The sequence below is a fragment of the Trichococcus shcherbakoviae genome, assembly GCF_963666195.1.
Classification (GTDB): domain Bacteria; phylum Bacillota; class Bacilli; order Lactobacillales; family Aerococcaceae; genus Trichococcus; species Trichococcus shcherbakoviae.
In genome coordinates this window covers 1,597,510-1,622,168 of the sequence record NZ_OY762653.1, presented here as the reverse complement: position 1 = coordinate 1,622,168, position 24,659 = coordinate 1,597,510, and the positions used below count along the sequence as shown (strand labels likewise).

The 24,659-nt window shown below is 51.1% G+C and carries 20 protein-coding genes, 1 riboswitch and 1 other annotated feature; of the genes, 11 read left to right on the top strand and 9 right to left on the bottom strand.

Annotated features, from left to right (window positions below; genetic code table 11):
- Positions 1–3 precede the first annotated feature (3 nt).
- The gene (locus ACKPBX_RS07785; RefSeq protein WP_086628732.1) at positions 4–312 is read right to left on the bottom strand and encodes a hypothetical protein; all 309 of its coding nucleotides are present in this window, start codon (positions 310–312) and stop codon (positions 4–6) included.
- Between the two features lie 158 nt (positions 313–470).
- On the opposite strand from ACKPBX_RS07785, the gene ACKPBX_RS07780 reads away from it, so the two are divergent.
- Complete coding sequence (locus ACKPBX_RS07780) at positions 471–1,148, top strand: type 1 glutamine amidotransferase (protein ID WP_319995055.1); 678 nt, start codon at positions 471–473, stop codon at positions 1,146–1,148.
- Positions 1,149–1,239: 91 nt separating this feature from the next.
- On the opposite strand, the gene ACKPBX_RS07775 is transcribed toward ACKPBX_RS07780, so the two are convergent.
- From ACKPBX_RS07775 to ribD, 5 genes are read right to left on the bottom strand one after another with little or no spacing between them, the layout of a single operon-like run.
- Entirely contained in the window at positions 1,240–1,905 is a 666-nt protein-coding gene (locus ACKPBX_RS07775; RefSeq protein WP_319995054.1) for an HAD family hydrolase, read from the bottom strand.
- Between the two features lie 6 nt (positions 1,906–1,911).
- Complete coding sequence (gene ribH / locus ACKPBX_RS07770; protein WP_086942839.1) at positions 1,912–2,373, bottom strand: 6,7-dimethyl-8-ribityllumazine synthase; 462 nt, start codon at positions 2,371–2,373, stop codon at positions 1,912–1,914.
- Positions 2,374–2,400: 27 nt separating this feature from the next.
- Positions 2,401–3,597: a bifunctional 3,4-dihydroxy-2-butanone-4-phosphate synthase/GTP cyclohydrolase II gene (locus tag ACKPBX_RS07765; protein WP_086628736.1), complete on the bottom strand. Its 1,197-nt coding sequence runs from the start codon at positions 3,595–3,597 to the stop codon at positions 2,401–2,403.
- A gap of 23 nt (positions 3,598–3,620) precedes the next feature.
- Entirely contained in the window at positions 3,621–4,274 is a 654-nt protein-coding gene (locus ACKPBX_RS07760) for a riboflavin synthase (protein ID WP_319995053.1), read from the bottom strand.
- 23 nt (positions 4,275–4,297) lie between these two features.
- Positions 4,298–5,401: a bifunctional diaminohydroxyphosphoribosylaminopyrimidine deaminase/5-amino-6-(5-phosphoribosylamino)uracil reductase RibD gene (ribD, locus tag ACKPBX_RS07755; RefSeq protein ID WP_319995052.1), complete on the bottom strand. Its 1,104-nt coding sequence runs from the start codon at positions 5,399–5,401 to the stop codon at positions 4,298–4,300.
- A 201-nt stretch (positions 5,402–5,602) separates the two neighbouring features.
- A riboswitch (FMN riboswitch) is annotated at positions 5,603–5,718 on the bottom strand.
- A gap of 272 nt (positions 5,719–5,990) precedes the next feature.
- Here ribD and argF point away from each other — a divergent pair.
- The 6 genes from argF (at position 5,991) to carB (ending at position 15,024) form a co-directional block, all read left to right on the top strand.
- Complete coding sequence (gene argF, locus ACKPBX_RS07750) at positions 5,991–7,004, top strand: ornithine carbamoyltransferase (RefSeq protein WP_086628739.1); 1,014 nt, start codon at positions 5,991–5,993, stop codon at positions 7,002–7,004.
- 60 nt (positions 7,005–7,064) lie between these two features.
- Positions 7,065–7,291: a binding site (T-box leader), on the top strand.
- 112 nt (positions 7,292–7,403) lie between these two features.
- Entirely contained in the window at positions 7,404–8,444 is a 1,041-nt protein-coding gene (gene argC, locus ACKPBX_RS07745; protein WP_119092455.1) for an N-acetyl-gamma-glutamyl-phosphate reductase, read from the top strand.
- A 31-nt stretch (positions 8,445–8,475) separates the two neighbouring features.
- Positions 8,476–9,702 carry a bifunctional glutamate N-acetyltransferase/amino-acid acetyltransferase ArgJ gene (gene argJ / locus ACKPBX_RS07740; RefSeq protein WP_319995051.1) on the top strand — a complete coding sequence of 409 codons (1,227 nt, stop codon included), beginning with the start codon at positions 8,476–8,478 and terminating at the stop codon, positions 9,700–9,702.
- Between the two features lie 5 nt (positions 9,703–9,707).
- Positions 9,708–10,610: an acetylglutamate kinase gene (gene argB, locus ACKPBX_RS07735; RefSeq protein WP_219582369.1), complete on the top strand. Its 903-nt coding sequence runs from the start codon at positions 9,708–9,710 to the stop codon at positions 10,608–10,610.
- Complete coding sequence (locus tag ACKPBX_RS07730) at positions 10,610–11,803, top strand: acetylornithine transaminase (protein ID WP_086628742.1); 1,194 nt, start codon at positions 10,610–10,612, stop codon at positions 11,801–11,803. Before argB ends, ACKPBX_RS07730 begins: the two co-directional genes overlap by 1 nt.
- A gap of 17 nt (positions 11,804–11,820) precedes the next feature.
- A complete protein-coding gene (gene carB / locus ACKPBX_RS07725) occupies positions 11,821–15,024 on the top strand; it encodes a carbamoyl-phosphate synthase large subunit (RefSeq protein WP_319995050.1) in 3,204 nt (1,067 codons plus the stop codon).
- Between the two features lie 75 nt (positions 15,025–15,099).
- Here carB and ACKPBX_RS07720 read toward each other — a convergent pair whose 3' ends face one another.
- Complete coding sequence (locus ACKPBX_RS07720) at positions 15,100–15,978, bottom strand: fumarylacetoacetate hydrolase family protein (RefSeq protein WP_319995049.1); 879 nt, start codon at positions 15,976–15,978, stop codon at positions 15,100–15,102.
- Between the two features lie 290 nt (positions 15,979–16,268).
- Between ACKPBX_RS07720 and ACKPBX_RS07715 the strand changes: the two genes are divergently transcribed.
- Complete coding sequence (locus ACKPBX_RS07715; RefSeq protein ID WP_086628745.1) at positions 16,269–16,538, top strand: ACT domain-containing protein; 270 nt, start codon at positions 16,269–16,271, stop codon at positions 16,536–16,538.
- Positions 16,539–16,550: 12 nt separating this feature from the next.
- A complete protein-coding gene (locus ACKPBX_RS07710) occupies positions 16,551–17,909 on the top strand; it encodes a PFL family protein (RefSeq protein WP_319995048.1) in 1,359 nt (452 codons plus the stop codon).
- A gap of 242 nt (positions 17,910–18,151) precedes the next feature.
- On the opposite strand, the gene ACKPBX_RS07705 is transcribed toward ACKPBX_RS07710, so the two are convergent.
- Entirely contained in the window at positions 18,152–19,492 is a 1,341-nt protein-coding gene (locus tag ACKPBX_RS07705; RefSeq protein ID WP_140187053.1) for an APC family permease, read from the bottom strand.
- 141 nt (positions 19,493–19,633) lie between these two features.
- Positions 19,634–20,506 carry a cation diffusion facilitator family transporter gene (locus ACKPBX_RS07700; RefSeq protein ID WP_086628748.1) on the bottom strand — a complete coding sequence of 291 codons (873 nt, stop codon included), beginning with the start codon at positions 20,504–20,506 and terminating at the stop codon, positions 19,634–19,636.
- 261 nt (positions 20,507–20,767) lie between these two features.
- On the opposite strand from ACKPBX_RS07700, the gene ACKPBX_RS07695 reads away from it, so the two are divergent.
- Together ACKPBX_RS07695 and ACKPBX_RS07690 are read left to right on the top strand one after the other, a co-directional pair.
- Complete coding sequence (locus ACKPBX_RS07695) at positions 20,768–22,222, top strand: amidase (protein ID WP_086628749.1); 1,455 nt, start codon at positions 20,768–20,770, stop codon at positions 22,220–22,222.
- A 167-nt stretch (positions 22,223–22,389) separates the two neighbouring features.
- The gene (locus ACKPBX_RS07690; protein ID WP_086628841.1) at positions 22,390–24,348 is read left to right on the top strand and encodes a KUP/HAK/KT family potassium transporter; all 1,959 of its coding nucleotides are present in this window, start codon (positions 22,390–22,392) and stop codon (positions 24,346–24,348) included.
- The last annotated feature ends 311 nt before the right edge of the window (positions 24,349–24,659 follow it).

Sequence of the window (24,659 nt, the reverse complement as noted above, 5' to 3'; positions counted from 1 at the left end):
CCTTCAGACATATTGGAGCAGTTCGTCGTAATAAAGTTTTGTGATCAATTCCCGGTCGGCCGTAGTTGGTTTGTCGATGTAGATGACGTATTCGGCATCCCAGGTATAGGCGGATGTGCCTTCCAAAAACGGATTTTCTACGGGCGTTTCGGTCTCCAATTCGGCGATGAGGACGGCGATGTAGTCTTCGCTTTCGGTTTCGTCATGGAAGTCGAAGTCGTCGCTTGTCTCGATGTAGAGTTTGTAGGCTTTGTTCGGGTGCTCGGCTTTGAATTTTTGGATGATCGCAATTTCTTTGTCCAGGTTTCTCATGGTGCTTGCTCCCTTCGGAAATGGCTTTGGATCAAGTGTTTTCTATAGGTCTATCATAACATTCTCGACCTGCATCTGCACTCAATAACGCAGAGTTGGGTGACGGTTGCGGGATGATGGATTATGATGGAAATAAACAATTTTAAGGAGGGATCAGCATGGGTATCGCAATTTTGCAGCACGTGGATTTTGAAGGGCCAGGTGAAATCGAGAATTGGTGCCGACAGACCGGAAATGAATATAAGGTATACCGCCTATTTCTGGGTGAAGCTTTGCCGAAATCGGAGGAAACGGATTTCCTGGTGATATTGGGCGGTCCCATGAGCGTCCTGGATGAACTGCCTTGGCTGGAGGAGGAGCGCCAGCTTATCCGCGCACTCATCAGCCAGGGCAAGCCAGTGTTTGGCGTTTGTCTCGGCGGACAGCAGATCGCCAAAGCTTTGGGGGCTGACATTTTTCAGGGGGCCTACCGGGAAGCAGGCTGGCTGCCGATCCGAACGATAAGCTCGACAACTATCGGCGATTTGCCTGAGGAAATGGTCGTGTTCCATTGGCACGGGGAACAATTCGGCTTGCCGGAAGGAGCGGAGCGCCTGTTCGCAAGCGATGTCTGTCCGAACCAGGGCTTTGTCTATAAAAGTAACGTGATCGGCCTGCAATTCCATTTCGAGTCCACAAAGGAGAGCATCGAGAGCATTCTCCAGAACGATGTGGCCTTCTTGGATGGCACCGCCTATACGCAGACGGCAGTAGAAATCCGGAATTATCCGATTCCAGCGAGCAACCGGGAGCTGCTTTATCGGTTGTTGGACCGGTTGAATCGGAATTTCCGGTGAAAGAGTGATTCGTCGGTTGTTCCACGTTTATGTATCTAATATCCGGAAGCGCAGAAAGAGGCTGGGACAAAATCCCAGCCTCTTTCTATTGTTACAGCAAGTCGTTCAATTCGCGGATATCGTCTATCTGTGCATCCGCCGAGTCCAGTTCTCCGGGAAAACCGAAGCCGTAGCGGCAGCCCACTGTGCTGACGGGATGATGTTCGGCGACCTCGATGTCCTGGAAACGGTCGCCCACGATCAGGTAGCCGCCAGGGAAAACCGATTGGATCGATTCGAAGATTTCATATTTGGGGATGAAGCTGAAATCTTCGGTGCAGTACATGCCGTCGAAGTATCGGTCCAACCCGAAGCTTTCCCGGTGCGCTTCCATGTAGGCCCGGCTGCAGTTGCTCAAGAAGACCAAGCGGTAGCCTTTCTTCTTCAATGCCTGCAAAGTTTCCAGAGCGCCCTCGTAAAGAACAGCCTGCCCGGTTTGGGCTTTTTCCAGCAGGATCTGCCCGATCATTTTTGAGGCCTTCGATCGGATTTCTTCTTCTAGGTCAGGCATGAAATTTTCCCACATGGCTTTGCTGCTGTAGCCCAGCCACTTCGTGATTTCAGCATCCGCCCAATCTCTTGATGCGGCGTGGCCGGCTTCAACGAGGTAAGCATAGGCTTGTTTGAAAGCGTGGATGTAATTCTTGGTGCTGTCATGGAGGGTGCCGTCGTAGTCAAGGATGATGGTGCGGACTCCTTTGAACATTAGTTTTTCCATAAACTTTTATAAATTCTTAAGCAGGTTGGCCATTTCGATGGCGGATACGGCACAATCGTAGCCTTTGTTGCCCGCTTTCGTGCCGGCGCGCTCAATGGCTTGTTCGATCGTGTCGGTCGTCAGGACGCCGAAGATGACTGGAACGCCCGTACTCATGGAGGCGGTTGCTACGCCTTTGGATACCTCGGAACAGACGTAATCGAAATGCGCTGTCGCACCTTTGATGACGGCGCCCAAAGTGATGACAGCATCGTATTTTCCGGAAGCCGCCATTTTTTGTGCTACCAATGGGATCTCGTATGCGCCCGGCACCCATGCCAAGTCGATGGCATCTTCAGCCACGCCATGGCGCTTCAAGCCGTCCAAGGCACCGCCCACCAATTTCGAGCCGATGAATTCGTTGAATCTTGCCACCACGATAGCGATTTTTAAATCCTGTGCAATTAATTGTCCTTCGATGATGTTCATTTTTTTTCCTCCTGTTTGGTTGTTTTTTTATAAATCCAAATAATGCCCCATCTTTTGTTTCTTTGTTTCCATGTAGCGCTGCGTTTCATCGAAGATCTCCAGCTGGATCGGAAGCCTTTCGGTGATCTTCACACCGTGCTTTTTCAATCCTTCTATCTTAAGCGGATTGTTCGTCAAAAGCCGGATTTCCTTGACGCCCAAGTCTTGCAGCATCTCGTCAGCCATGTAGTATTCGCGCAGATCGCTTGGGAATCCCAGAATCAGATTGGCTTCAACTGTGTCGTAGCCTTGGTCCTGCAGCGAATAAGCGTGGATTTTGTTGACGAGCCCGATGCCGCGTCCTTCCTGGCGCAAGTAGACCAAGACCCCTCGGCCTGCCTCGGCGATCTGCTTCATGGCCGCGTCCAATTGCTGGCCGCAGTCGCAGCGTTTCGATCCGAAGACATCGCCGGTCAAGCACTCGGAATGGACGCGCACCAGCACGGGTTCTTCCGTCGTGACATCGCCCATGACCAAAGCGACGTGGTGTTCGTCTGCGTCGATCTTGCTCACGTAAGTGTAGATGTCGAACTCACCGTATTTGGTGGGTAGTTTGGCTTTGCCTTCGCGCTTGTAGAGCTGTTCGTTCTCCTTGCGGTAGGCGATCAGGTCGGCGATCGTGCCGATCTTCAGGTCATGTTGTTTGGCGAAAGTGATCAGTTCGTCTGTGCGCATCATCGTGCCGTCATCGGCCATGATTTCGCAGCAGAGCCCTGCCGGCTTCAGCCCGGCCAAACGCGCCAAGTCGACGGTGGCTTCGGTGTGGCCGTTGCGAGCGAGCACGCCGTTGTCCACTGCTTTCAGCGGGAAAATGTGGCCGGGTCGGCGGAAATCTTCGGGCTGGGCATTATCCTCTACTGCCTTCATGACGGTCAAAGAGCGTTCGAAGGCCGAGATGCCGGTGGTCGTCTCAACGTGGTCGATGGCGACGGTGAAGGCTGTCCCATGATTATCGGTGTTGCGGTCCACCATCGGAGTCAGCACCAGTTTCTCGGTGAGTGTCCGATCCATCGGCATACAGATTAAGCCTTTCGCGTAGATGGCCATGAAATTGATGTTTTCCGGAGTCGCGAATTCGGCTGCGCAAATCAGATCGCCTTCATTTTCGCGATCCTCATCATCGACAAGCACGATGATTTTGCCTGCTTTGATGTCCGCGATTATTTCTTCAGATGTGTTGAACATGTATGTTTCCCTCCTTATTTCTTTCAGAAAAAGCCGTTCTCTTGCAAGAAAGCTTCAGATAGGTTGCTTTGTTTTGTTTGTGTTTTAGGGCTCAGGCCCAGCAGTTTTTCCACGTATTTTCCGATGATGTCGCACTCCAGATTGACCGTGTCGCCCAACTTCTTCTCGAGCAGGATCGTCTCCGCTCCGGTATGGGGAATGATGGATACCTGGAACGAGCCGCTGTCGACCGTCGCCACAGTCAGGCTGACGCCGTCGATGGTGATCGAGCCTTTTTCGATGATGTAGCGGAGCAGTTCGGGGCCGGCTGATATGGTGATCCAGACGGCATTATCGTCCTTGCGGTATTCCTTGATCGATCCGGTGCCGTCGATGTGGCCGCTGACGATGTGCCCGCCTAGGCGGGTATCAAGCTGCAATGCCCGTTCCAGATTGACGCGGCCGCCCATCTGCAGGGCGCCTAGATTGGAGCGCTGCAGTGTTTCCGGCATGACGTCCGCATCGAAGGCATCCTTATGCAGCTTCGTTACCGTCAGGCAGACGCCGTTGGTGGAAATGCTGTCGCCGATTTTTGTCCCGATCAGCACTTTTTTGCCGCCGACAGTGACGACGGAAGATTTTTGCCCATGGCGGATGCCTTTTAAGGTGCCGACTTCTTCGATGATTCCAGTAAACATGAATTTCCTCCCACTTTCCTCTATTATTCGTTCTTGGAAATGTAGCCTTCCAAGAGGATGTCTTCCCCGACGGTGCTGGCCTTCAACTCGATCACGCTAAAAGCTTGGCTCAGCTTCTCGATGCCATCTCCGCCGACAGGTGTTTTTGCCGTTTCCCCGCCGATCAATTTCGGAGCGACGTAGACTTGCACTTTGTCGACGATGCCCGCCTGCAGGGCAGAAAAGTTCAAAGTCGCGCCGCCTTCCAGGAGGATGCTGTCGATGCCGCGCTCCCCGAGGGCGCTCATCAGCGCCTTCAGGTCGGTCTGGCCGTCTTTGTCGGGTACGGTCAAAAGCTCGATGCCGGATTCTTCGATCCGGGCTGCCTTGCTGCGGTCTGCCCGTTCTGTCGTTGCGATAAGAGTCTTGGCCACATCCTGGTTTTGGAGCACTTTTGCTTCCAGCGGGATGCGCAAGGTGCTGTCGACGATGATCCGCACCGGATTTTTTCCTCCCGGAATGCGGGAGGTCAGCTGCGGATCGTCCATGATGACGGTCTGGACGCCGACCATGATGCCGGTGAGGGCGTTGCGCAGTTGATGCACGCGTTCCCTAGCGGCAGGTCCGGTGATCCATTGCGATTCTCCGGTCCGGGTCGCGATCTTTCCGTCCAGGGACATCGCTGCTTTCATGATGACGAAAGGCTCTTTTTTGACGATGTATTTCATGAATATTTCATTCAAACGGATGCTTTCTTCGGCCAGGACGCCTGTCACCACTTCAATGCCGGCAGCCTGCAGTTTCTTGACGCCGCGCCCGGAAACCAACGGATTGGGATCCAAAGCCGCGATGACGACCCGCCCGATTTTCTTTTCGATGATCTTGTCGGAGCAGGGCGGTGTTTTGCCGTAATGGGAGCAGGGTTCCAAGGTCACGTAGATGGTCGCGCCGGCCACATCTTCTGTTGCCGAGCGGAACGCGTTCACTTCAGCATGGCCTTCCCCGAATTTTTCGTGGTAGCCGGATCCGATGATGCGTCCGTCCTTGACGATGATGGCGCCGACCATCGGATTTGGCGCGACGGCCCCGCGGCCTTTCTCCGCCAGTTCCAGAGCCATTTGCATAAAGTGTGTATCCTTATCTTGCATCTTTGTGTGCCTCCCTTTTCCAAAATAAAGAGCCCTGAACAGTTTCTGCTTCAGGGCTCGACAAAGGAAGGCCAGCTAAATAAAGCCAAAAATCCCTGGGCATAGACTACACCCAGGGATTGACGTTCCGATTCATGAACGGATGGCGCGAAAACGTTTTTTGTATGACAAATAAACGTAGCGTGCCATTCGATAAATGGTTCTTGTCTTCTTTCATCCAGACTCTGACTGTCGGCTTCGGAATTTAACCGAATCTGCTTTAAAGGCTCGTGGGCTTTACCACCGGTAGGGATTTTCACCCGTCCCTGAAGACTATTCAATTAAGTTGTCTCTAGGATAATCCCAATCAGTACTATTGTCAAATTAAAATTTCGCAAACAAATGTTCACCAACAGACTGGTTCGGGCAGCGCCAAGGGCCAGTCTTTCGCTCGATGAATCGGGCCTTATTCTATACATATAATTAAAATAAAGTTTGTAATTGATTAGAATTGGGTATAAAATGAGTCCAATAATAGTCGCATCATGACTCGGAAATGATTGTTCATAAGAACGAGAGTGAGAATATAATTAAAAGGGGATGGCAGAATTTGGAACAAGTATTTCAAGGAAGAAGCTTATTGGCGGAAAAAGATTTCACTCGGGAAGAATTGGAGTATCTGATTGATTTTTCGGCACATCTGAAGGATCTGAAGAAACGAAATATCCCGCACCGTTATCTTGAAGGCAAGAACATCTGCCTATTATTCGAAAAAGCATCCACTCGCACCAGAGCCGCTTTTACAGTGGCTGCCATCGATCTTGGGGCGCATCCTGAATATCTCGGGAAAAATGATATCCAATTGGGCAAAAAGGAATCCGTTGAAGATACCGCTAAAGTGCTCGGCAGCATGTTCGACGGCATCGAATTCCGCGGCTTCAGCCAAAAAACCGTCGAAGATTTGGCGAAATATGCCGGTGTACCGGTGTGGAACGGCTTGACCGATGACTGGCATCCGACCCAAATGATCGCCGATTTCCTGACGGTCAAAGAGCATTTCGGCAAGTTGGCCGGACTTAAGTTGGTTTATGTCGGGGATGGACGCAATAATGTCGCCAACAGCTTGTTGGTTACCGGCGCTATCCTGGGTGTCAACGTCACGATCTGCGCGCCGGAATCGTTGTTCCCGACCGATGAATTGGTTGAGATGGCGCAGAAATTCGCTGAAAAGAGCGGCAGCAAAATCGAAATCACGGCCGATGTAGCCCAAGGCGTGAAAGCGGCAGATGTGCTTTACACCGATGTATGGGTATCGATGGGTGAAGAAGATAAATTTGCGGAGCGTATTGAATTGTTGACACCTTATCAGATCAATATGGAGATGATTGAGAAGACTGGCAATGATGATGTGATCATGTTGCACTGCCTGCCGGCTTTCCACGATACAAAAACGCAATATGGCCAGGAAATCGCGGAAACATTCGGCATGCGCGAGATGGAAGTGACCGACGCGGCCTTCCGCAGCAAGCATGGTCTTCAGTTTGAACAAGCCGAAAATCGCATGCATTCCATCAAGGCAATCATGGCTGCGACCTTAGGAAATTTATTTATTCCAAAAGTTTGATTGACAAAGTGAAAAACAGATGATAAATTTAATGCAAATGTCAAACAACATCTAAAACAAATAAAAACTTTGACAAGAAGAGTAGTCCATTTGCACAGTGAAGCGAACCTTGGAGGGTGAAAGCAAGGTCAACCGCGATGGATGAACAGGAACTTTGAGTTGATAAGCTGAATGTGAACCATAAAGTTTAATCCGGTTGCCCCGTTATCGCAAAAGTAGCAATACTTGAGTCCGGCGTGCGCGCATGCTGGAGAATAAGGGTGGCACCACGAACTTTCGTCCCTATACTGAATCTATTTGATTTGGTATAGGCACGGAAGTTTTTTTGTATATCTGCAAGACTTTGCAAAACGGGCTTGGCCTGCTTTTGCAACAAATTTAAAAAGGGGGATGGGAAGTATGATTCATGTCAGTATCATTGGAGCAACAGGTTACACGGGGGTAGAATTAGTCCGATTATTGGGATTGCGCGAGGATGTGGTTCTGGATCATCTGACCTCCCGCACGTACGCGGGTCAAAAGATCCAGCATCTTTTTCCGCACCTGTTGGGCAATGTCGATCACACGTGTGAAGAATTGGATCTGGAACAAGTGACGACGGACAGCGATATTATTTTTGTGGCTTTGCCGCATGGACACGCGTTGCCGATAGCCAAGAAAGCTAAAGAAAAAGGTAAAAAAGTCATCGATCTGGGAGCCGATTTCCGATTGAAGGATGCGGTGGTCTATGAAGAATGGTACAAAGTTGCGCACACCGAGCCGGAACTTTTGGAAGAAGCCGTCTACGGTCTGCCCGAATGGGACCGCGAGGCGATCAAGGATGCAACAGTCATCGCGAACCCGGGTTGCTTCGTGACAAGCATTCTATTGGGCTTGATGCCATTAATGAAAAAAGGTTGGGTCGTGCCGAACAGCATCGTCTGCGATTCCAAATCCGGCACATCCGGAGCGGGCCGCGCCGGCAACGTAGCGAACCTCTTCACTGAGGTGGAAAGCAGCTTTAAAGCCTACGGGGTAGCGCATCACCGCCACACACCGGAAATCGAGCAGCTGTTGACGCAGATGGCCGGCACGGACACGATGATCCAATTCACGCCGCATCTGGTGCCGATGAGCCGAGGCATACTCAGCACCATCTATGCGACGGTCACCGGGGGACATACGGCAGAAGAAATCCACGCTCTTTTTGAGGAAGCTTACGCCGACGAACCGTTTGTGCAGGTTCTGCCTGCGGGCATGTGGCCGATGACGAAATCGGTAAAAGGCACAAATAACTGCCAATTGGGTGTCACCTACGACGAACGCACAGGCCGGGTCATCATCGTATCTGTCATCGACAACTTGATGAAGGGTGCTGCCGGCCAAGCCGTGCAAAACATGAACCTGATGTTCGGACTTGCCGAAACGACAGGATTACAGATGATAGGGCTTTTCCCGTAATAACGGAAGACTGAAGGAGGAAATGGACGAAATGATAAAGAAATTACATAAAAGCGGTGTGACTGCCGCTGCAGGTGTGCAAGCCGCAGGGATTCACGCTGGGTTCAAGAAACGCAAAAAGGACATGGCGCTGCTGTATTTCCCGGATGGGGCAACAGTTGCGGGCGTCTTCACCAAAAATAAAGTCAAAGCGGCTCCGGTCCAGTACGATCAACAAGCCCTGCAGCAACATGACCGTTTCAAGGCGATCCTGATCAACAGCGGCAACGCGAATGCCTGTACAGGCAAACAAGGCAAAGCCGATGTGGAAGAGACCGTGAAGCTCCTTTCTGCAGAATTGAACATCCAACCGGAAGAAGTGTTGGTGTCTTCGACAGGCGTCATCGGGATGTTCATGAACATGGAGACAATGAAAAAAGGGATCAAGGAAATCGCACCGGAAGTTTCCGAATTCGGCGGTGCTGCAGCCAGCAAAGCAATCATGACGACTGATACGGTTCCGAAAGAAGTCAGCTTCACCTTTGAAGTCGCCGGCAAGACGGCTACCATCGGCGGAATGGTCAAGGGATCCGGGATGATCCATCCGAACCTTGGCACGATGCTGGGCTACATCACAACTGATGTCGCAATCGGTCAAACAGCCTTACACGCGATGTTACTGAAAGCCGCTGACGCGACCTTCAACCACGCTACCATCGATGGGGACACGAGCACGAACGATTCCGTCTTTGTCGCTGCAACCGGCAAACTGGATAATCCGCTGATTGTTTCGGCTGATGATGCAGGCTATGCCGAAGTTGAAGCGGGTGTCCTATCCATCTGCTCCCAATTGGCGCAGCTGTTGGTCAAGGACGGTGAAGGAGCGACAAAATTTGTCGAGGTGCTGGTTTCCGGCGCGAAGACAATGGCTGATGCCGTTTCGATCGGCAAATCGGTTGCTACATCAAGTTTAGTGAAGACGGCGATGTTCGGCGAGGATGCCAACTGGGGTCGTGTCATCACGGCTGCCGGTTATGCGGACACGGAATACTTCGATGCCGATGTGATTGATATCGCGTTCTCAAGCAAGAACGGCGAAATCAAGCTTTGCGAAGCAGGGATGGGCGTAGTCTTCGATGAAGAACTTGCGAAAAAAATATTGGAAGCAGATGAAATCAATATTTTGATCGACCTGCATCTGGGAACAGAAGCCGCCAGCACGTGGACATGCGACTTCTCTTACGACTACGTGAAAATAAATGCGGATTACAGGAGTTGAGCGGGATGAAGATGAATAAGAGCAATTGTGAAAAAGCCGAAATGCTTGTCGAAGTACTGCCTTACGTCAACCGTTTCCGCGATAAGATCATCGTCATCAAATACGGCGGCAATGCCATGATCAATGAAGAGCTGAAAAAAGCCGTCATGCAGGATTTATTATTGATGAAATCGGTGGGGATGCACCCTATCCTTGTCCATGGCGGCGGACCGGCCATCAACGATATGCTGAAAAAACTGAAGGTCGAGAGCCACTTCGAGCAGGGGCTGCGCGTGACGGACAAAGAGACGATGGAAATCGTCGAAATGGTGTTGGCGGGCAAAGTCAACAAGGATATCGTCGGCACCCTGAACCAGCTCGGCGGCAAAGGCATCGGCTTGTCAGGTAAAGACGGCAATCTGATCCAAGCGCGCAAAAAATATCTGGAAAAGAACGGCGAAAAAATCGACATCGGCTATGTGGGCGAAGTGGAAGCAGTCAACAAGGAAATGCTGGATTCGCTCATCTACAGCGGCTATATCCCGATCATTTCTTCCATCGGTATGGGCAAGGACGGGATGAGCTACAACATCAACGCCGATTATGTAGCCGGCGCTATAGCGAAGGCCGTTCAGGCAAATAAATTCATCCTGCTGACTGACGTGGAAGGGATTTTCCGCGATTACCATGATAAGGATTCCCTGATCTCTCGGATCACGCTTGATGAGATCGAAGCATTGGAAGCGGATGGCGTCATCTCAGGCGGAATGGTGCCGAAGGTTGACTGCTGCATCGACGCATTGCGAGGCGGTGTGGACGGAGCGCACATCATCGATGGCCGTTTGCGCCACTCGATTTTGTTGGAAGTGTTTTTCGACGAAGGGATCGGCACGATGATCGATCGTGAGAAGGAAGGGGTACTGGAATAATGAATGAAGAGATAAAAACAAAAGGGCAAGCCTACTTGATGAATACTTTCAACCGCGGAGCCATCTGTATGGTCGAAGGACAAGGCAGCTACCTGAAGGATGCGGACGGCAAGCAATATTTGGATTTCCTGGCAGGCATCGCCGTGAACGCGTTAGGACATAATCATCCGAAAGTGACGGCTGCGATAGCGGAACAGGCGGCCAAACTGGTCCACTGCTCGAACTTTTATTGGATTGAGCCGCAAGTGCAGTTGGCGGAAAAACTGATCACGAATTCCGTTTTGGATAAGGTCTTTTTCGGCAACAGCGGCGCGGAAGCCAATGAAGGGGCCATCAAATTGGCGCGCAAATACGGACGCGAAGTCCACGGTGAAGGCTGCTACGAAATCATCACAGCGGATAATTCCTTCCACGGCCGTACGATGGCGACGTTGACGGCGACCGGCCAAAAGCAATTCCATAAAGATTACGATCCGTTCCTGGAAGGTTTCCACTATGTTCCTTTCAATGACTTTGAGGCTTTGGCCGCCAAAGTTACGGAAAAGACATGCGCAATCCTTTTGGAGCCGATCCAGGGCGAAGGCGGCGTCTACGTGGGCGATCAAGCCTACCTGGAGCAAGTGCGTGCGCTCTGTGACGAAAAGGATATCCTGTTGATCTTTGATGAAGTCCAAACCGGGATGGGCCGCACCGGCAAGTGGTTCGCCTACGAAGGCTACGGTGTGGAACCGGATGTGATGACGTTGGCGAAGGCTTTGGGTAATGGCGTTCCGATCGGCGCGCTGTTGGCTAAGGATGCTGTCGCTTCCCATTTCAAACCGGGCGATCATGGTTCAACTTTCGGCGGCAATCCGCTTGTCTGTGCGGCAGCTTTCGCAACCATGCAAGCGATCGAAGACGAGAATATCCTGGCGAACGTCAATGAGATGGGCCGCTATTTCGAAGAGAAATTAGTGGCATTCAAGGAAAAATATGATTTTATCCTCGATGTGCGCGGCAAAGGCTTGCTGCTCGGGATGGAACTGGCGATGAAGGGAGCCGACATCGTCGCGAAGTGCATGGAAAAGGGCGTCATCATCAACTGCACGCATGATACGGTATTGCGTTTCCTTCCGCCGCTGAATGTGACCAGCGCGGAAATCGACAAGGCTGTTGCAGTGATGGATGAAGTTTTTCAAACAATTGAAGCTTAAAGAAAGGACGGTAAAGCATGCCTAAACGAACAGATATCAAGACGATCCTCGTGATCGGCTCGGGACCTATCATCATCGGCCAAGCCGCGGAATTTGACTATGCCGGTACGCAGGCATGCGTAGCTTTAAGAGAAGAAGGATACAAAGTCATCCTGGTCAACTCTAATCCCGCCACGATCATGACGGACGTTGAGATCGCTGATAAAGTCTACATGGAACCACTGACGTTGGAGTTCATCGCGAACATCATCCGCAAAGAGCGTCCGGATGCCTTGTTGCCGACGTTGGGCGGCCAGACCGGTTTGAATATGGCGGTGGAGTTGGACGAAGCCGGCATTCTGGACGAGTACAAGGTCGAGTTGCTTGGCACGAAACTGACTTCCATCCAACAAGCCGAAGACCGTGATCTGTTCCGTCAATTGATGGCGGAATTGAATCAGCCGGTTCCGGAGAGCGACATCATCCACACCGTCGACGAGGCACTTCGCTTCGCGGCGGAAGTCGGGTATCCGTTGATCGTCCGTCCTGCCTTCACAATGGGCGGCACCGGCGGCGGCATCTGCCATAATGAAGCTGACCTACATGAAATCGTGGCCAACGGTTTGCGCTACTCACCGGTGACACAATGTCTGTTGGAAAAATCGATCGCCGGCTTCAAGGAAATTGAATATGAAGTGATGCGCGACAGCAACGACAACGCCATCGTAGTCTGCAACATGGAAAACATCGATCCGGTCGGCGTCCACACAGGCGATTCAATCGTCGTGGCGCCTTCCCAAACCTTATCCGACAAAGAGTACCAAATGTTGCGCGATGTCTCCCTGCAGATCATCCGCGCCCTGAAAATCGAAGGCGGCTGCAATGTGCAGTTGGCATTGGATCCGTACTCGTTCGACTACTACATCATCGAAGTGAACCCGCGCGTCAGCCGTTCTTCGGCTTTGGCGAGTAAAGCGACCGGTTACCCGATCGCGAAAATGGCGGCGAAGATCGCTGTCGGCCTGACTTTGGATGAAATGAAGAACCCGGTCACGGGCACGTCTTACGCGGCTTTCGAGCCGGCTTTGGACTACATCGTATCCAAAATCCCGCGTTTCCCGTTCGATAAATTCGAAAAGGGCGACCGCACCCTCGGCACACAGATGAAAGCGACAGGCGAAGTTATGGCCATGGGCCGTACGTTCGAGGAATCGATGCTGAAAGCCGTCCGTTCTTTGGAATACGGCGTCAACCATCTGGCGTTGCCGAAAGACCAAGGCCAGACCGTGACGATGGAAGAAATCGAACAGAACATCCGAGTCGCTTGCGACGAACGTCTTTTCTGCCTGGGAGAAGCGTTGCGCCGCGGCGTGACACCGGAAACGATCCATGAATGGAGCGAAATCGACTACTTCTTCCTGTACAAATTCAAGCACATCATCGACTTGGAGAAGGAAGTGGCGGCAGCTGAACCGAAAGACTTGGAAATCCTGCGCGAAGCGAAGAAATACGGCTTCAGCGATGAAATCATCGCTGAATTGTGGGGCATGGCTTCGGAAGACATCTACGCGTTGCGTAAAGCCAACGGCATCGTCCCTGTCTTCAAGATGGTGGATACGTGTGCGGGCGAATTCGAATCCTTCACACCGTACTTCTACAGCACGTATGAGATGGAACAGGAATCTTTCCCGAGCGACCGCGAAAAAGTCATCGTCTTGGGCTCCGGTCCGATCCGTATCGGGCAAGGGGTCGAGTTCGACTACGCAACTGTGCATGCAGTCTGGGCAATCCAGGAAGCCGGCTATGAAGCGATCGTCGTCAACAACAACCCGGAAACCGTTTCGACGGACTTCTCGATCTCCGACAAGCTGTATTTCGAACCATTGACCGAAGAAGACGTGATGGCCATCATCGACCTGGAACAACCGTTGGGCGTCGTTGTGCAGTTCGGTGGCCAAACGGCCATCAACCTGGCCGACAAATTGGTGAAAAACGGCGTCAAGATCCTGGGCACGAGCCTGGAAGATCTGGACCGCGCTGAAGACCGCAAGCTGTTCGAACAGTTGTTGCGCGACTTGGATATCCCGCAAGCACCCGGCAAAACAGCCGTGACCGTTGAAGAAGCGGTCGCAGTTGCCGACGAAATCGGCTATCCGGTCTTGGTGCGTCCGTCCTACGTATTGGGCGGCCGGGCGATGCAGATCGTCTACAACCAAGCCGACCTTGAGAAATACATGCGTGAAGCGGTCGTGGCCAGTCCGGAACGTCCAGTCCTGGTCGATCATTACCTGATCGGACAAGAGCTGGAAGTCGATGCGATCTGCGACGGCGAAACCGTCCTGATCCCGGGCATCATGGAACACATCGAACGCGCCGGCGTCCACTCGGGCGACTCGATCGCTGTTTACCCGCCGCAAAACTTGTCACCTGAACTGATCCAAACGATCGAAGACTACACGATTCGCGTGGCGCAAGGCCTGAACACCATCGGTTTGGTGAACATCCAGTTCGTCATCAGCGAAGGCGTCGTCTACATCATCGAAGTGAATCCGCGCGCGAGCCGGACGATCCCGTTCCTGAGCAAGGTGACCGGCATCCCGATGGCGAACTTGGCGATGCAAGGCATCCTGGGCATCAAACTGAAAGATCAAGGCTACCGGACCGGGTTGGTTCCGTCCAAATCCGGGGTATACGTGAAGATGCCGGTCTTCAGTTTCAACAAACTGAAGAAAGTCGACACCGTTCTGGGGCCGGAAATGAAGTCCACAGGGGAGATCATCGGAAAAGATGTCATCCTTTCCAAAGCACTGTACAAAGCTTTCCGGGCCGCCAATATTGAGATCCCCGAGTACGGTACGGCGCTGCTGACGATTGCGGACAAGGACAAGCACGAAATCCTGCCTCTGGCGAAACGCTTGGTTGCGGTCGGCTACCGTTTGCTTGCAACAAAGGGTACTGGGGAAGCCTTGCTGGAGGCGCAAGTACCGGTTACGATCCTCCAAAACGGCGAGGCGAAAAGGGAAAATATCCTGAAACGCATGCATGACGGAGAGATCCAGTTCATCATCAATACGATGACCGAAGGCAAGACCGAGGAAACCGACGGCTATTTCATCCGCCGCGAAGCCGCGGACAACAATCTGCCGTGCCTGACCTCTCTGGATACAGCCGAGGCGCTACTGCAGGCGATGGAAATGATGCATTTCCAACTGCAGGCGGTCGGGACCGAACCGACGTTTTAAACAGATCCATTTCAGGAAAGAAAAGGCCGCCGCATGATCCTGTTCAGGATGATGCGGCGGCCTTTTGGCTGTTTTCTATCGGAAAGTATTCACCAATGTCCCGATGCCTTCGATGGTGGATTCGATGACATCGCCGGGTTTCAGCCAGACTTGTTCGTCTTCCGGGTAACCAAGGATGACCCCGTCCGGTGTTCCGGTGAAGATGATGTCGCCGGGTTCCAGCGCAAAGTGCTGGGAGATGTAGGAAACGATTGTCGCGATGTCGAAAATGAGATGCTTCGTGTTGCTGTTCTGGCGAACCTCGTTGTTCAGTTTAAGCGAAATGTCCAGATTTCTCGGATCGATCTCATCGGCGGTCACGTAGACCGGTCCGAGCGGCGCGAATTTATCCGGGGACTTTCCTAATAACCATTGCGGAGAGCCTTTTTGCCAGTCGCGTGCGGTCACGTCGTTGCCGATTGTATAGCCCGCTACGTGCTCAAGAGCTTCTTCCGGGGAGACGCAATAAGCTTTTTTGCCGATGACTGCCACCAGTTCGACTTCGTAATCTACCTTGCTGGTGTTCACCGGAATCGGAATGCCTTCTTTATGGGCAGCCAAAGCGCTCGTGAATTTGCTGAAGACAAGCGGTTTTTTCGGGGCTTCACTTTTCGTTTCCGCGACATGGGCGGCATAGTTCTTGCCGATGCAGAGGATTTTGCCTGGACGGGAGAGGACGGGCAGGAATGTGACCTCATCCATGGAAACATAGTAGGCTGGATCCGTCAGCGTTTCAGCTTGGGCCAGAATGGCGGCCAATTGGGCAGCCTGTTCCGGATCCTTCAGCACATCGTCTATATAGGAAGGGAAAGGCAGCGATAAAGCTACAGCCACTTTGGCGACGTTCAGGAAACCCTGCTCCGTCTTGATGCCGATGCGGCTTTGGCCGTCTTCTGAAAAATGAATCAATTGCATAGGAAAACCTCCTTGATATTTGATTGGAACTTGCTTATATCCAGTGTAGCAATTATTCCCAAAAAACGATAGATTTAATGCAGCATCTGCAACAATTTTCGTGTTTCGGGAAAGAACACAGAAAAATCCAATTAGAGAGCGGTTACTGTTTTGTGTTTCCCAAAAAAACAGTAGTCATTCCCTTTAGATGTGATAGAATAGGAAACATAAAAATTTTAATTGGATTTTCATATTGGCTTAAAATGGTATAATGGACTCGACAAAAAACTAAAGAAGCAGGGGCGAAAAAAATGAGAGCAATCATGACCGTAACAGGTAAAGACCATACCGGAATCGTAGCGAGCGTAGCGGTGGAATTGGCGCGTCTGGGCGTAAATATTTTGGATATCTCACAGACCATCATGGATGAATACTTCACCATGATTTTGATGGTCGAATTGAATGAATCAAAAAATTCAGTCAGAGAAGTAAAAGAAGCGATGAAAAAAGTTGAAGAAGAACAAGGCTTGGTCATCCGTTTACAGGCAGAAGACACATTCCATGCAATGCATCGGATCTAGGGGGACATTTGAATGTTAAGAACTGACAATATCTTGGACACCATCCGAATGTTCGAAGAGGACAATTTGGATATCCGTACCATCACCATGGGGATTTCTTTATTGGACTGCATCGACAGCGATGGCGAAAAAGCTCGTGAAAGAATATACAAAAAAATCACCACCAAAGCGAAGAACCTGGTCAGCATAGCGCAGGAAATCGAAGATACGTACGGCGTTCCGATCACGAACAAACGGATTTCGGTCACACCGATCGCCTTGATTGCTGGCGCAAGCGATGACACGGACTACGTGGCATACGCAAAAACATTGGATGCTGCGGCGAAGGAAGTCGGCGTCGACTTCATCGGCGGATTCTCTGCATTGGTCGAAAAAGGCTACAACAAAGGCGACAAAATCCTGATTGATTCGATTCCGGAAGCTCTAGCAGTGACGGATAAGGTCTGCAGCAGCGTGAACATCGGCTCCACTAAAGCGGGCATCAATATGGATGCTGTGAAATTGATGGGTGAAATCGTACTTGCCACAGCGGAAAAAACAGCCGACAGAAACGGATTCGGTTGTGCGAAATTAGTAGTATTCGCAAACTCAGTAGGTGACAATCCCTTTATGGCAGGCGCTTATCATGGGGTGGAAGAAGCAGATTGTGAAATCCACGTCGGCATTTCCGGCCCTGGTGTCGTCAAACGTGCTTTGGAAAAAGTAAAAGGCGAACCGATGGACATCGTTGCCGATACAATCAAGAAAGCAGCCTTCCAGATCACCCGCATGGGTCAATTGGTCGGGAACATCGCTTCCCAAAAATTGGGCGTGCCCTTCGGCATCGTCGACTTGGCTTTGGCTCCGACACCTGCAGTCGGCGACTCTGTCGGTGAAATCCTTGAAGAATTCGGTTTGGGTGTAGTCGGTACCCACGGAACAGTCGCTGCTCTAGCTGTATTGAATGATGCAGTCAAAAAGGGTGGCGTAATGGCATGCAGCCATGTCGGCGGACTTTCGGGTTCGTTCATTCCCGTATCGGAAGACCACCGCATGATTGATGCTGCGGCAGCAAACCAAATCAGTTTGGATATGTTGCTGGCGATGACTGCCATCTGCTCGGTTGGTTTGGATATGATCGCCATCCCTGGTGACACGCCTGCAACGACAATCGCGGCCATGATCGCTGATGAAGCCGCAATCGGTGTTCAAAACAACAAAACGACCGCTGTCCGCGTGATTCCGGCAATCGGCTGTGGTGTGGGTGATTTCGTTGAATTCGGCGGCCTGCTTGGACGCGCTCCGGTAATGCCGGTCCACAAAGAAAGCTCTGCTGACTTCATCAATCGTGGTGGACGCAGTCCGGCACCGATCCACTCATTCAAAAACTAAATGCACTCAAAAAGTGGAGCTGTCCCATCGCGGGGCAGCTCCACTTTCTTATTTTCCGGGCAGTTTGAGCGTTAGCTCCGGCGAGCAAGGCCTCGCAGGAGTATACCATGATGGTTATCTCCCTTCTCCGGGGAGCGACATCCTGACCGGAGCTGGGCGCTCGATTCCACCTTACGCTACCCTCCAAATGCTGAGGCAACGAAGAAGGGCTGCCCCCCGCAATTGGAGACAGCCCTTCACTATTATGCCGTAATTTTTTTCTCGTAATATTTATAGCCGATGAAGCAAACCGCGAAGCAGAACAGGATGAAAATCGGCACATAAGTCGGATTGGACACGATGCCGCCGATCAGAATGATGGCAGAGCCCATGATCGCGAATACCGGCGTGATCGAACCGAAGAAAGAACTGGTGATGACACCTTCTTTTTTCATGCTGATGACTTTCAGATAAAGGATGACATAAGTCATATAACTGAAGACAATCGCGATTTCGCTGACATCTCCGCCACCCAGAATCCCGGATTTTTGGCTCAAATAGTGTAACACCATCCACACAAGGGATACCGCAAAGGCAATTTGTGCGGCTGCCGGGGACAGTAGGCTCTTTGGATCGATCCGTTTTACCTTAGAGCTGTTTGGCAGCATGTTTTTTTCTGCCAGTGCTTGAGGCAAACGCAGCATACCCATTATTACGCCGTTCGTTACGCCCAAGATAGCGATCAATACAAAGGAAAGAATGATGCTGCCGCCGCGTTCGCCCAGCAAGGAAATACCGATGGTTGTGGTGGCTTCATCGCCCACCGCCAAGATGTATTCGGAGCCGGCGATGGAGACCAAGCCGCTGAAATAGGTCAAATAGATGGCCAACACAACCAAAGGTCCGATGGTCAAAGCCAATGGCATCGTCCGTTTGGGATTCTTTACTTCATGCGTGATGTTTGTTGCGATGGTCCAGCCATCGTAGGAGAAGGCCATCGGCGCCAATGCAGCCAACCAACCCCAGCCCACGTTCGTGATCGGAACAGCCAATTCGGGAGGAACGATCGGAGCCGGTTCTTTCCAAAAAACCCCAACAATAGCGATGGCAATCAGCGGGATCAGTTTCATTATGGTGGCGAGGTTCTGGAAATAGCCGCCCAATCTGAGCGAAAAATAATTCAACAAGAAGAAGAACGCCATGTAACCCGTCCCGATCAGTGTCTGTGTTTCCAATGTGTTCGGCAGACCCAAAAGCATGCAGGTGTAGATGCCGGATACCCAACTCACGACGACGGTGATCGTCGGAAGGTAGACGAACAATTGGAACCAGCCGAACGCGCTCGCTGCTTTATCAGAGATGAACTCCTCGAAATAAGCGACGACGCCGCCGGTTTTTTCCGTCCGGTTAGCCAATTGCGTCAGTGTGATGCTCCCGAAAATGATGCTGAACGCGCCGATACAGAAAACCAAAATCCCTAATGCTACGTTTCCTCCGGTCGCTCCCAAAATATCATCGGCTTTGAAAAAGATCCCTGATCCGACGCAGATGCCGACAATCATGGATACAGCGGTGAATAAGCCGTAATGTTTCTCTTCTTTCATAAGTCACTCCCAATAAATGTATTTTTTCCAAAAAAAAAGACGGACAGATCTTGATGACAGCTGCGTCCGCCAAAATAATCTGTATAAATCCGTCTGTTATTATACCATCAAAATGATGCCCGGCCTATAAAACTTGTAACATCAGTGTGTTAGAGGTTCTACATGGACATCTGTTTCGAAAACATTGAATGCCTTGCGCAAGCGCTCCTCGACTTCTTCCGTGATTTCATGGCTGCGCAGCACTGTCAGCTCCGCATCCAGCAGAATGGTCACATCAACATAGACATTTGCTCCATAGCTGCGCGCAGCTATGGTCGTCACTTGTTGGACGTCAGGAATGTCGAGGATGGCTTGTCGGTATTCGGTTAAATAATTCGTTTCGAAACCATCGGACAAGGAGAAAGCACTCTCGCGGAAGATATCGATTGCCGTTTTGATGATGACGACCCCTACGATGACAGCCATGACGCCGTCCAACCAATACAGACCGAAGATGGAGCCGAAAATGGCGATTGCCGCCGCAAAACTGGTCAGGGCATCGCTCAGGTTGTCTTTTGCGGAAGCGGCCAAACCGATGCTGTTGATGCGGTTTGCGAGTCGATTGTTGAATATGTAGACACCTATCATGATAAACCCTGCAATCAGGGCGGTAACACCGGATACGATATCAGGTGTGGTGAACTCTCCTCCGGTCAGTTTCGAAAAACTTGAGAAGAGCACCTGCAGGCCGACCAAAAGCATAATGAAGGAAGTGGAGAGGCTAGCTATCGTCTCGGCTTTCCAATGGCCATAAGGATGATCCTCATCAGCCGGTCGGCGGGCGATCCGTAAGCCAATCATGACAGCGACCGTGGAGATGACGTCCGTGAAATTGTTCAGCCCATCGGCACTCAGAGAGGCCGATCCGAAGGCATTCCCGATGAAAAGTTTTGCGAAAGAGAGAGTGACATAGGCAACCATGCTGAGTCGTGCGCCCTGTTCCGCCAATTGTAAGTCCTTATATCTTTCGTTCATCGTGTCCTGCTCCATTTCCTATGAATTCATCTGACCTGCCTGTTTTTGCGTACTTCCTAAAATTGGTACAATAGAAGGATTCTACTATATTTCAGTTTGGTTGTCATTAAAAACGATTTAATAATACTGTCATCAGCCTACGGAATGGTGACGGAATCATGAACGATGCGGCACTTGCCCGGGCAAACTGTTGCCTTTTTTTGGCGAGCAACCTACAATTGAAGGAAATATGAAATTGTGAGAACGAGAAGGAGGCTTATTATGGATCGCCAGAAAGATGCCCTGTATTATACTGGGCTTTTAAAAATGAAAAAAGCATCCCCTGAAGAATTGGTTGCGGATGCCTTCAAAAAGATAGATGAAGAGAATCCCGGCTGCAATGCCGTCGTGCATACGCGTAGAGAAAAAGCGCTGCATGAAGCCAGAACAAGGGACTTCAGAAACACGTTATTCGGCGGTGTGCCGATCCTGATCAAGGATTTGGGCCAGGACCTCGCCGGGGAGCCGGCGACATCAGGCTCGCGGTTGCTGAAGGATTACGTCGCTCCCCGCACCAGTCATTTTGTCGAAGCGGTTGAGAGGGCCGGTTTCATCGTCATCGGCCAGACGAGCACACCCGAATTCGGGTTCAAGAACATCACGGATGCCGTCATACATGGTCCTGCCAGAAACCCTTTCAATCGGAACCATTCTCCTGGAGGGTCCAGCGGCGGTGCGGCAGCGGCTGTCGCATCGGGGATGGTAGCCATCGCCACCGCCAGCGACGGCGGCGGCTCGATCCGGATTCCGGCATCCTTCACGGGCTTGGTGGGGTTGAAACCGACAAGGGGGCGGACACCAGTGGGTCCGGGATCTTATCGCGGCTGGCAAGGCGCATCAATCAGCTTCGCCTTGACGAAGACGGTAAGGGATACAGCGATGATGCTGGATGCTTTGCAGACTGTCCAAGCGGCAGCGCCGTTCCAGACACCACTATTTCCGGGGAGCCATTTCCAGGAACTTCAATCCGGAAAGCGGCGCAATTTCCGGATCGCCTATTCATTGGAATCGCCGGTGAAGTCCGTCGTCAGCGAGGAGGCGAAACGGGCTGTACTTCAAACTGTGGCAGCGCTGGAAGAGTTGGGATACGAGGTGGAAGAAAAAACGCCCGACATCGACGGCATCCTTTTGATGGAGGCCTACTATGCAATGAACGGAGCCGAAACGGACGCCATGCTGAGAGGTTTTGCCGCGAAACTCGGACGCCCGTTGACCGCCGACGACATGGAGTTGGTTTCATGGTCCCTCTACCAGTACGGCCGGACAATCTCCGGAGGCGACTACTCGTTGGCATTGAGCCTCTGGGACCAAGCGGCAGCCACGATGGATCGGTTCCATGAAAATTATGATCTGCTGCTGCAGCCGACTACAGCAGCGAGTGCTCCTCTGATCGATCACTCTTTCCAAAGCGAAGAACTGAAGGAGCGGATGCGCAGATCGGATCTGCTGTCGGCTGCGGACAGGAAAGAAATTGTCTGGACCATGTTTGAAGAGAGCTTGGGCGTGACCCCGTTTACGCAGCAAGCGAATTTGACGGGGCAGCCTGCCATCAGCCTGCCGGTGCACCGCACGGCTGCCGGGTTGCCTTTGGGGGTTCAGTTCACGGCCCCGAAAGGGAAAGAGGAGTGGCTATTGGACATCGCGTCGGTATTGGAGATGGCCGGGCTTTTCACCTGATTGGGGACACCGATAAGAACTGCAGACTGATCTTTCGGAAAGCGCTTGACGGCCCTTGAAAAAAAGCTATAATTAGGTAGTTTTTAAAATAAAAAAGATATCTAGGACATTGGAGGAAAAATAGATTGGAAACGCAGAAAGAAAGGCATCCGCAGATTCCCCTGAGCATGGCTGCGGTTGTTGTGGCGCTGGGTGTCGTTTATGGGGATATCGGTACCTCACCGCTCTATGTCATGAAAGCTATTGTAGAAGGGAACGGCGGGCTCGAATCATTGTCGGATTCATTTATCACAGGTGCGCTATCCTTGGTGATCTGGACGGTCACGCTGATTACGTCAATCAAATATGTGCTTATCGCGATGCAGGCTGATAACCATGGAGAAGGCGGTATTTTCTCGCTTTATACACTCGTCCATAAACGCGCAAAATGGCTGATTATTCCGGCTATGGTGGGCGGGGCGGCCTTGCTGGCTGATGGTATTTTGACCCCTGCAGTAACGGTCACGACGGCTGTCGAAGGCTTGCGCAGCATCCCGTTCTTCGAAGGCTTTCTAGGCGAGGGACAAGGAAAAATATTGGCGATAACGATGACGATCATCTCGGCTTTATTCATGATCCAACGCCTCGGAACGAAAACGATAGGGAAAGCATTTGGACCCATCATGGCTTTTTGGTTTGCCTTTATCGGCGGATTTGGGCTATGGCAAGTGCTCAGCAATCCGACTGTACTGCTTGCCTTCAATCCGATGCGCGGTATCGAACTGCTCCTGAGCGAGCAGAATCACGCCGGCTTTATGATTTTGGGCAGCATTTTCTTGGCTACGACCGGAGCGGAAGCCTTGTACTCGGATATGGGGCATGTCGGCAAGAAGAATATCTACGGTAGTTGGCCCTTTGTAAAGGCTTCCTTGCTGTTGAATTATCTCGGCCAAGGGGCTTGGTTGATGCAAGCCAAATCAAACGTTGCGCTCTACCATATTGAAGATTTCAATCCATTTTTTGAAATGCTGCCGGGCGGATTGCGTTTCTTTGCGGTTCTGTTGAGTACCCTCGCCGCAATCATCGCTTCGCAGGCACTCATTACCGGGTCCTACACGCTTGTTTCGGAGGCGATCAGCCTGAATCTGTTGCCGCATCTGAAAATCCAATACCCTTCCCAAACTAAGGGACAAATGTACATCCCTTTGGTGAACAACATTCTTTGGTTGTCATGTATGGGGGTTGTCTTTTACTTCAAGACATCGATCCGGATGGAAGCTGCCTACGGTCTGGCGATTACCATCACGATGCTGATGACGACGATGCTGCTGTTCGAATTTCTGCGCTTGAAGAATTTCAATATCATCGTTTCTCTGATCATGTTCGTGTTCTTCGGCACATTGGAGGCGACCTTCTTCATCTCCAGCGCAACCAAATTCTTCCATGGCGGCTATGTCGCGATCCTTATGGGCGCCATTCTTTTCGCCATCATGTTCGTCTGGCATAAAGGAAGTAAGATTGAATCATTGCAGCGATTGGAATACCCGATGACGGACTTCATCGGCCAATTCAAAAAACTGAAGGAAGATGATTCCTTGCCTGTATATGCGAATAACCTGGTCTTCCTGACGAGCAATCAAAATGCAGAATCTGTTGATCGGGACATTCTCTACTCCATATTGGATAAGCGGCCGAAGCGCGCCGACGTGTATTGGTTCATCAACGTAGCCGTCACCGACGAACCGTACACACAGGAATATAAGGTGGAGGACTATGGTACAGACTTCTGCTTCAAAGTGCAGTTGCGTTTGGGTTTCAAAATTGAGCAACGGATCAATGTATACTTGCGCCAAATCATCCAGGAGATGATGGAAGAGGGAAGGATCAAACCCCAAAAGCAGACATACACAATCTATCACGACAAAGAAATCGGCGACTTCTGCTTTGTGTTGGTCCGCAAGGCCATTTCGCCAGAAAGCGATCTTTCTGTTTTCAGCCGCTTCATCTTGAGTTTGAAATATAACATCAAGGCGTGGACAGGATCTCCCGCAAGATGGTTTGGGTTGGAAAATACAAACCTGGTCATTGAACAGGTTCCCCTGTTCCTGAAGGCAAGGGAGGCCAGCCGGCTTACCCGAGTGGAATAGGCATCATGGGGCACTGCTTTTTGATGGGAATAATAGATGTGGAGGCCGGGACTTATGTTCCGGCCTTTTTTAGTCATCGCTTCAGCCGGCCATTCACATTTTTTTTTAATATTTTTTTCATTAAGGGCTCTTTTTTTTGTTTCCATGCGAGGAAATTGGCCTATCAAGGGGAGATGAAATGCCTTTCAAATGTTATTCTGACAAGGGTTTATATACATGTAAGAAAATGTTACATGCGATGTTAAGGTAGCGTTGACTTGCATGAGAATTTGGAGTATTCTTGTTGTATTAAATCACTCAATTAGTTGTTA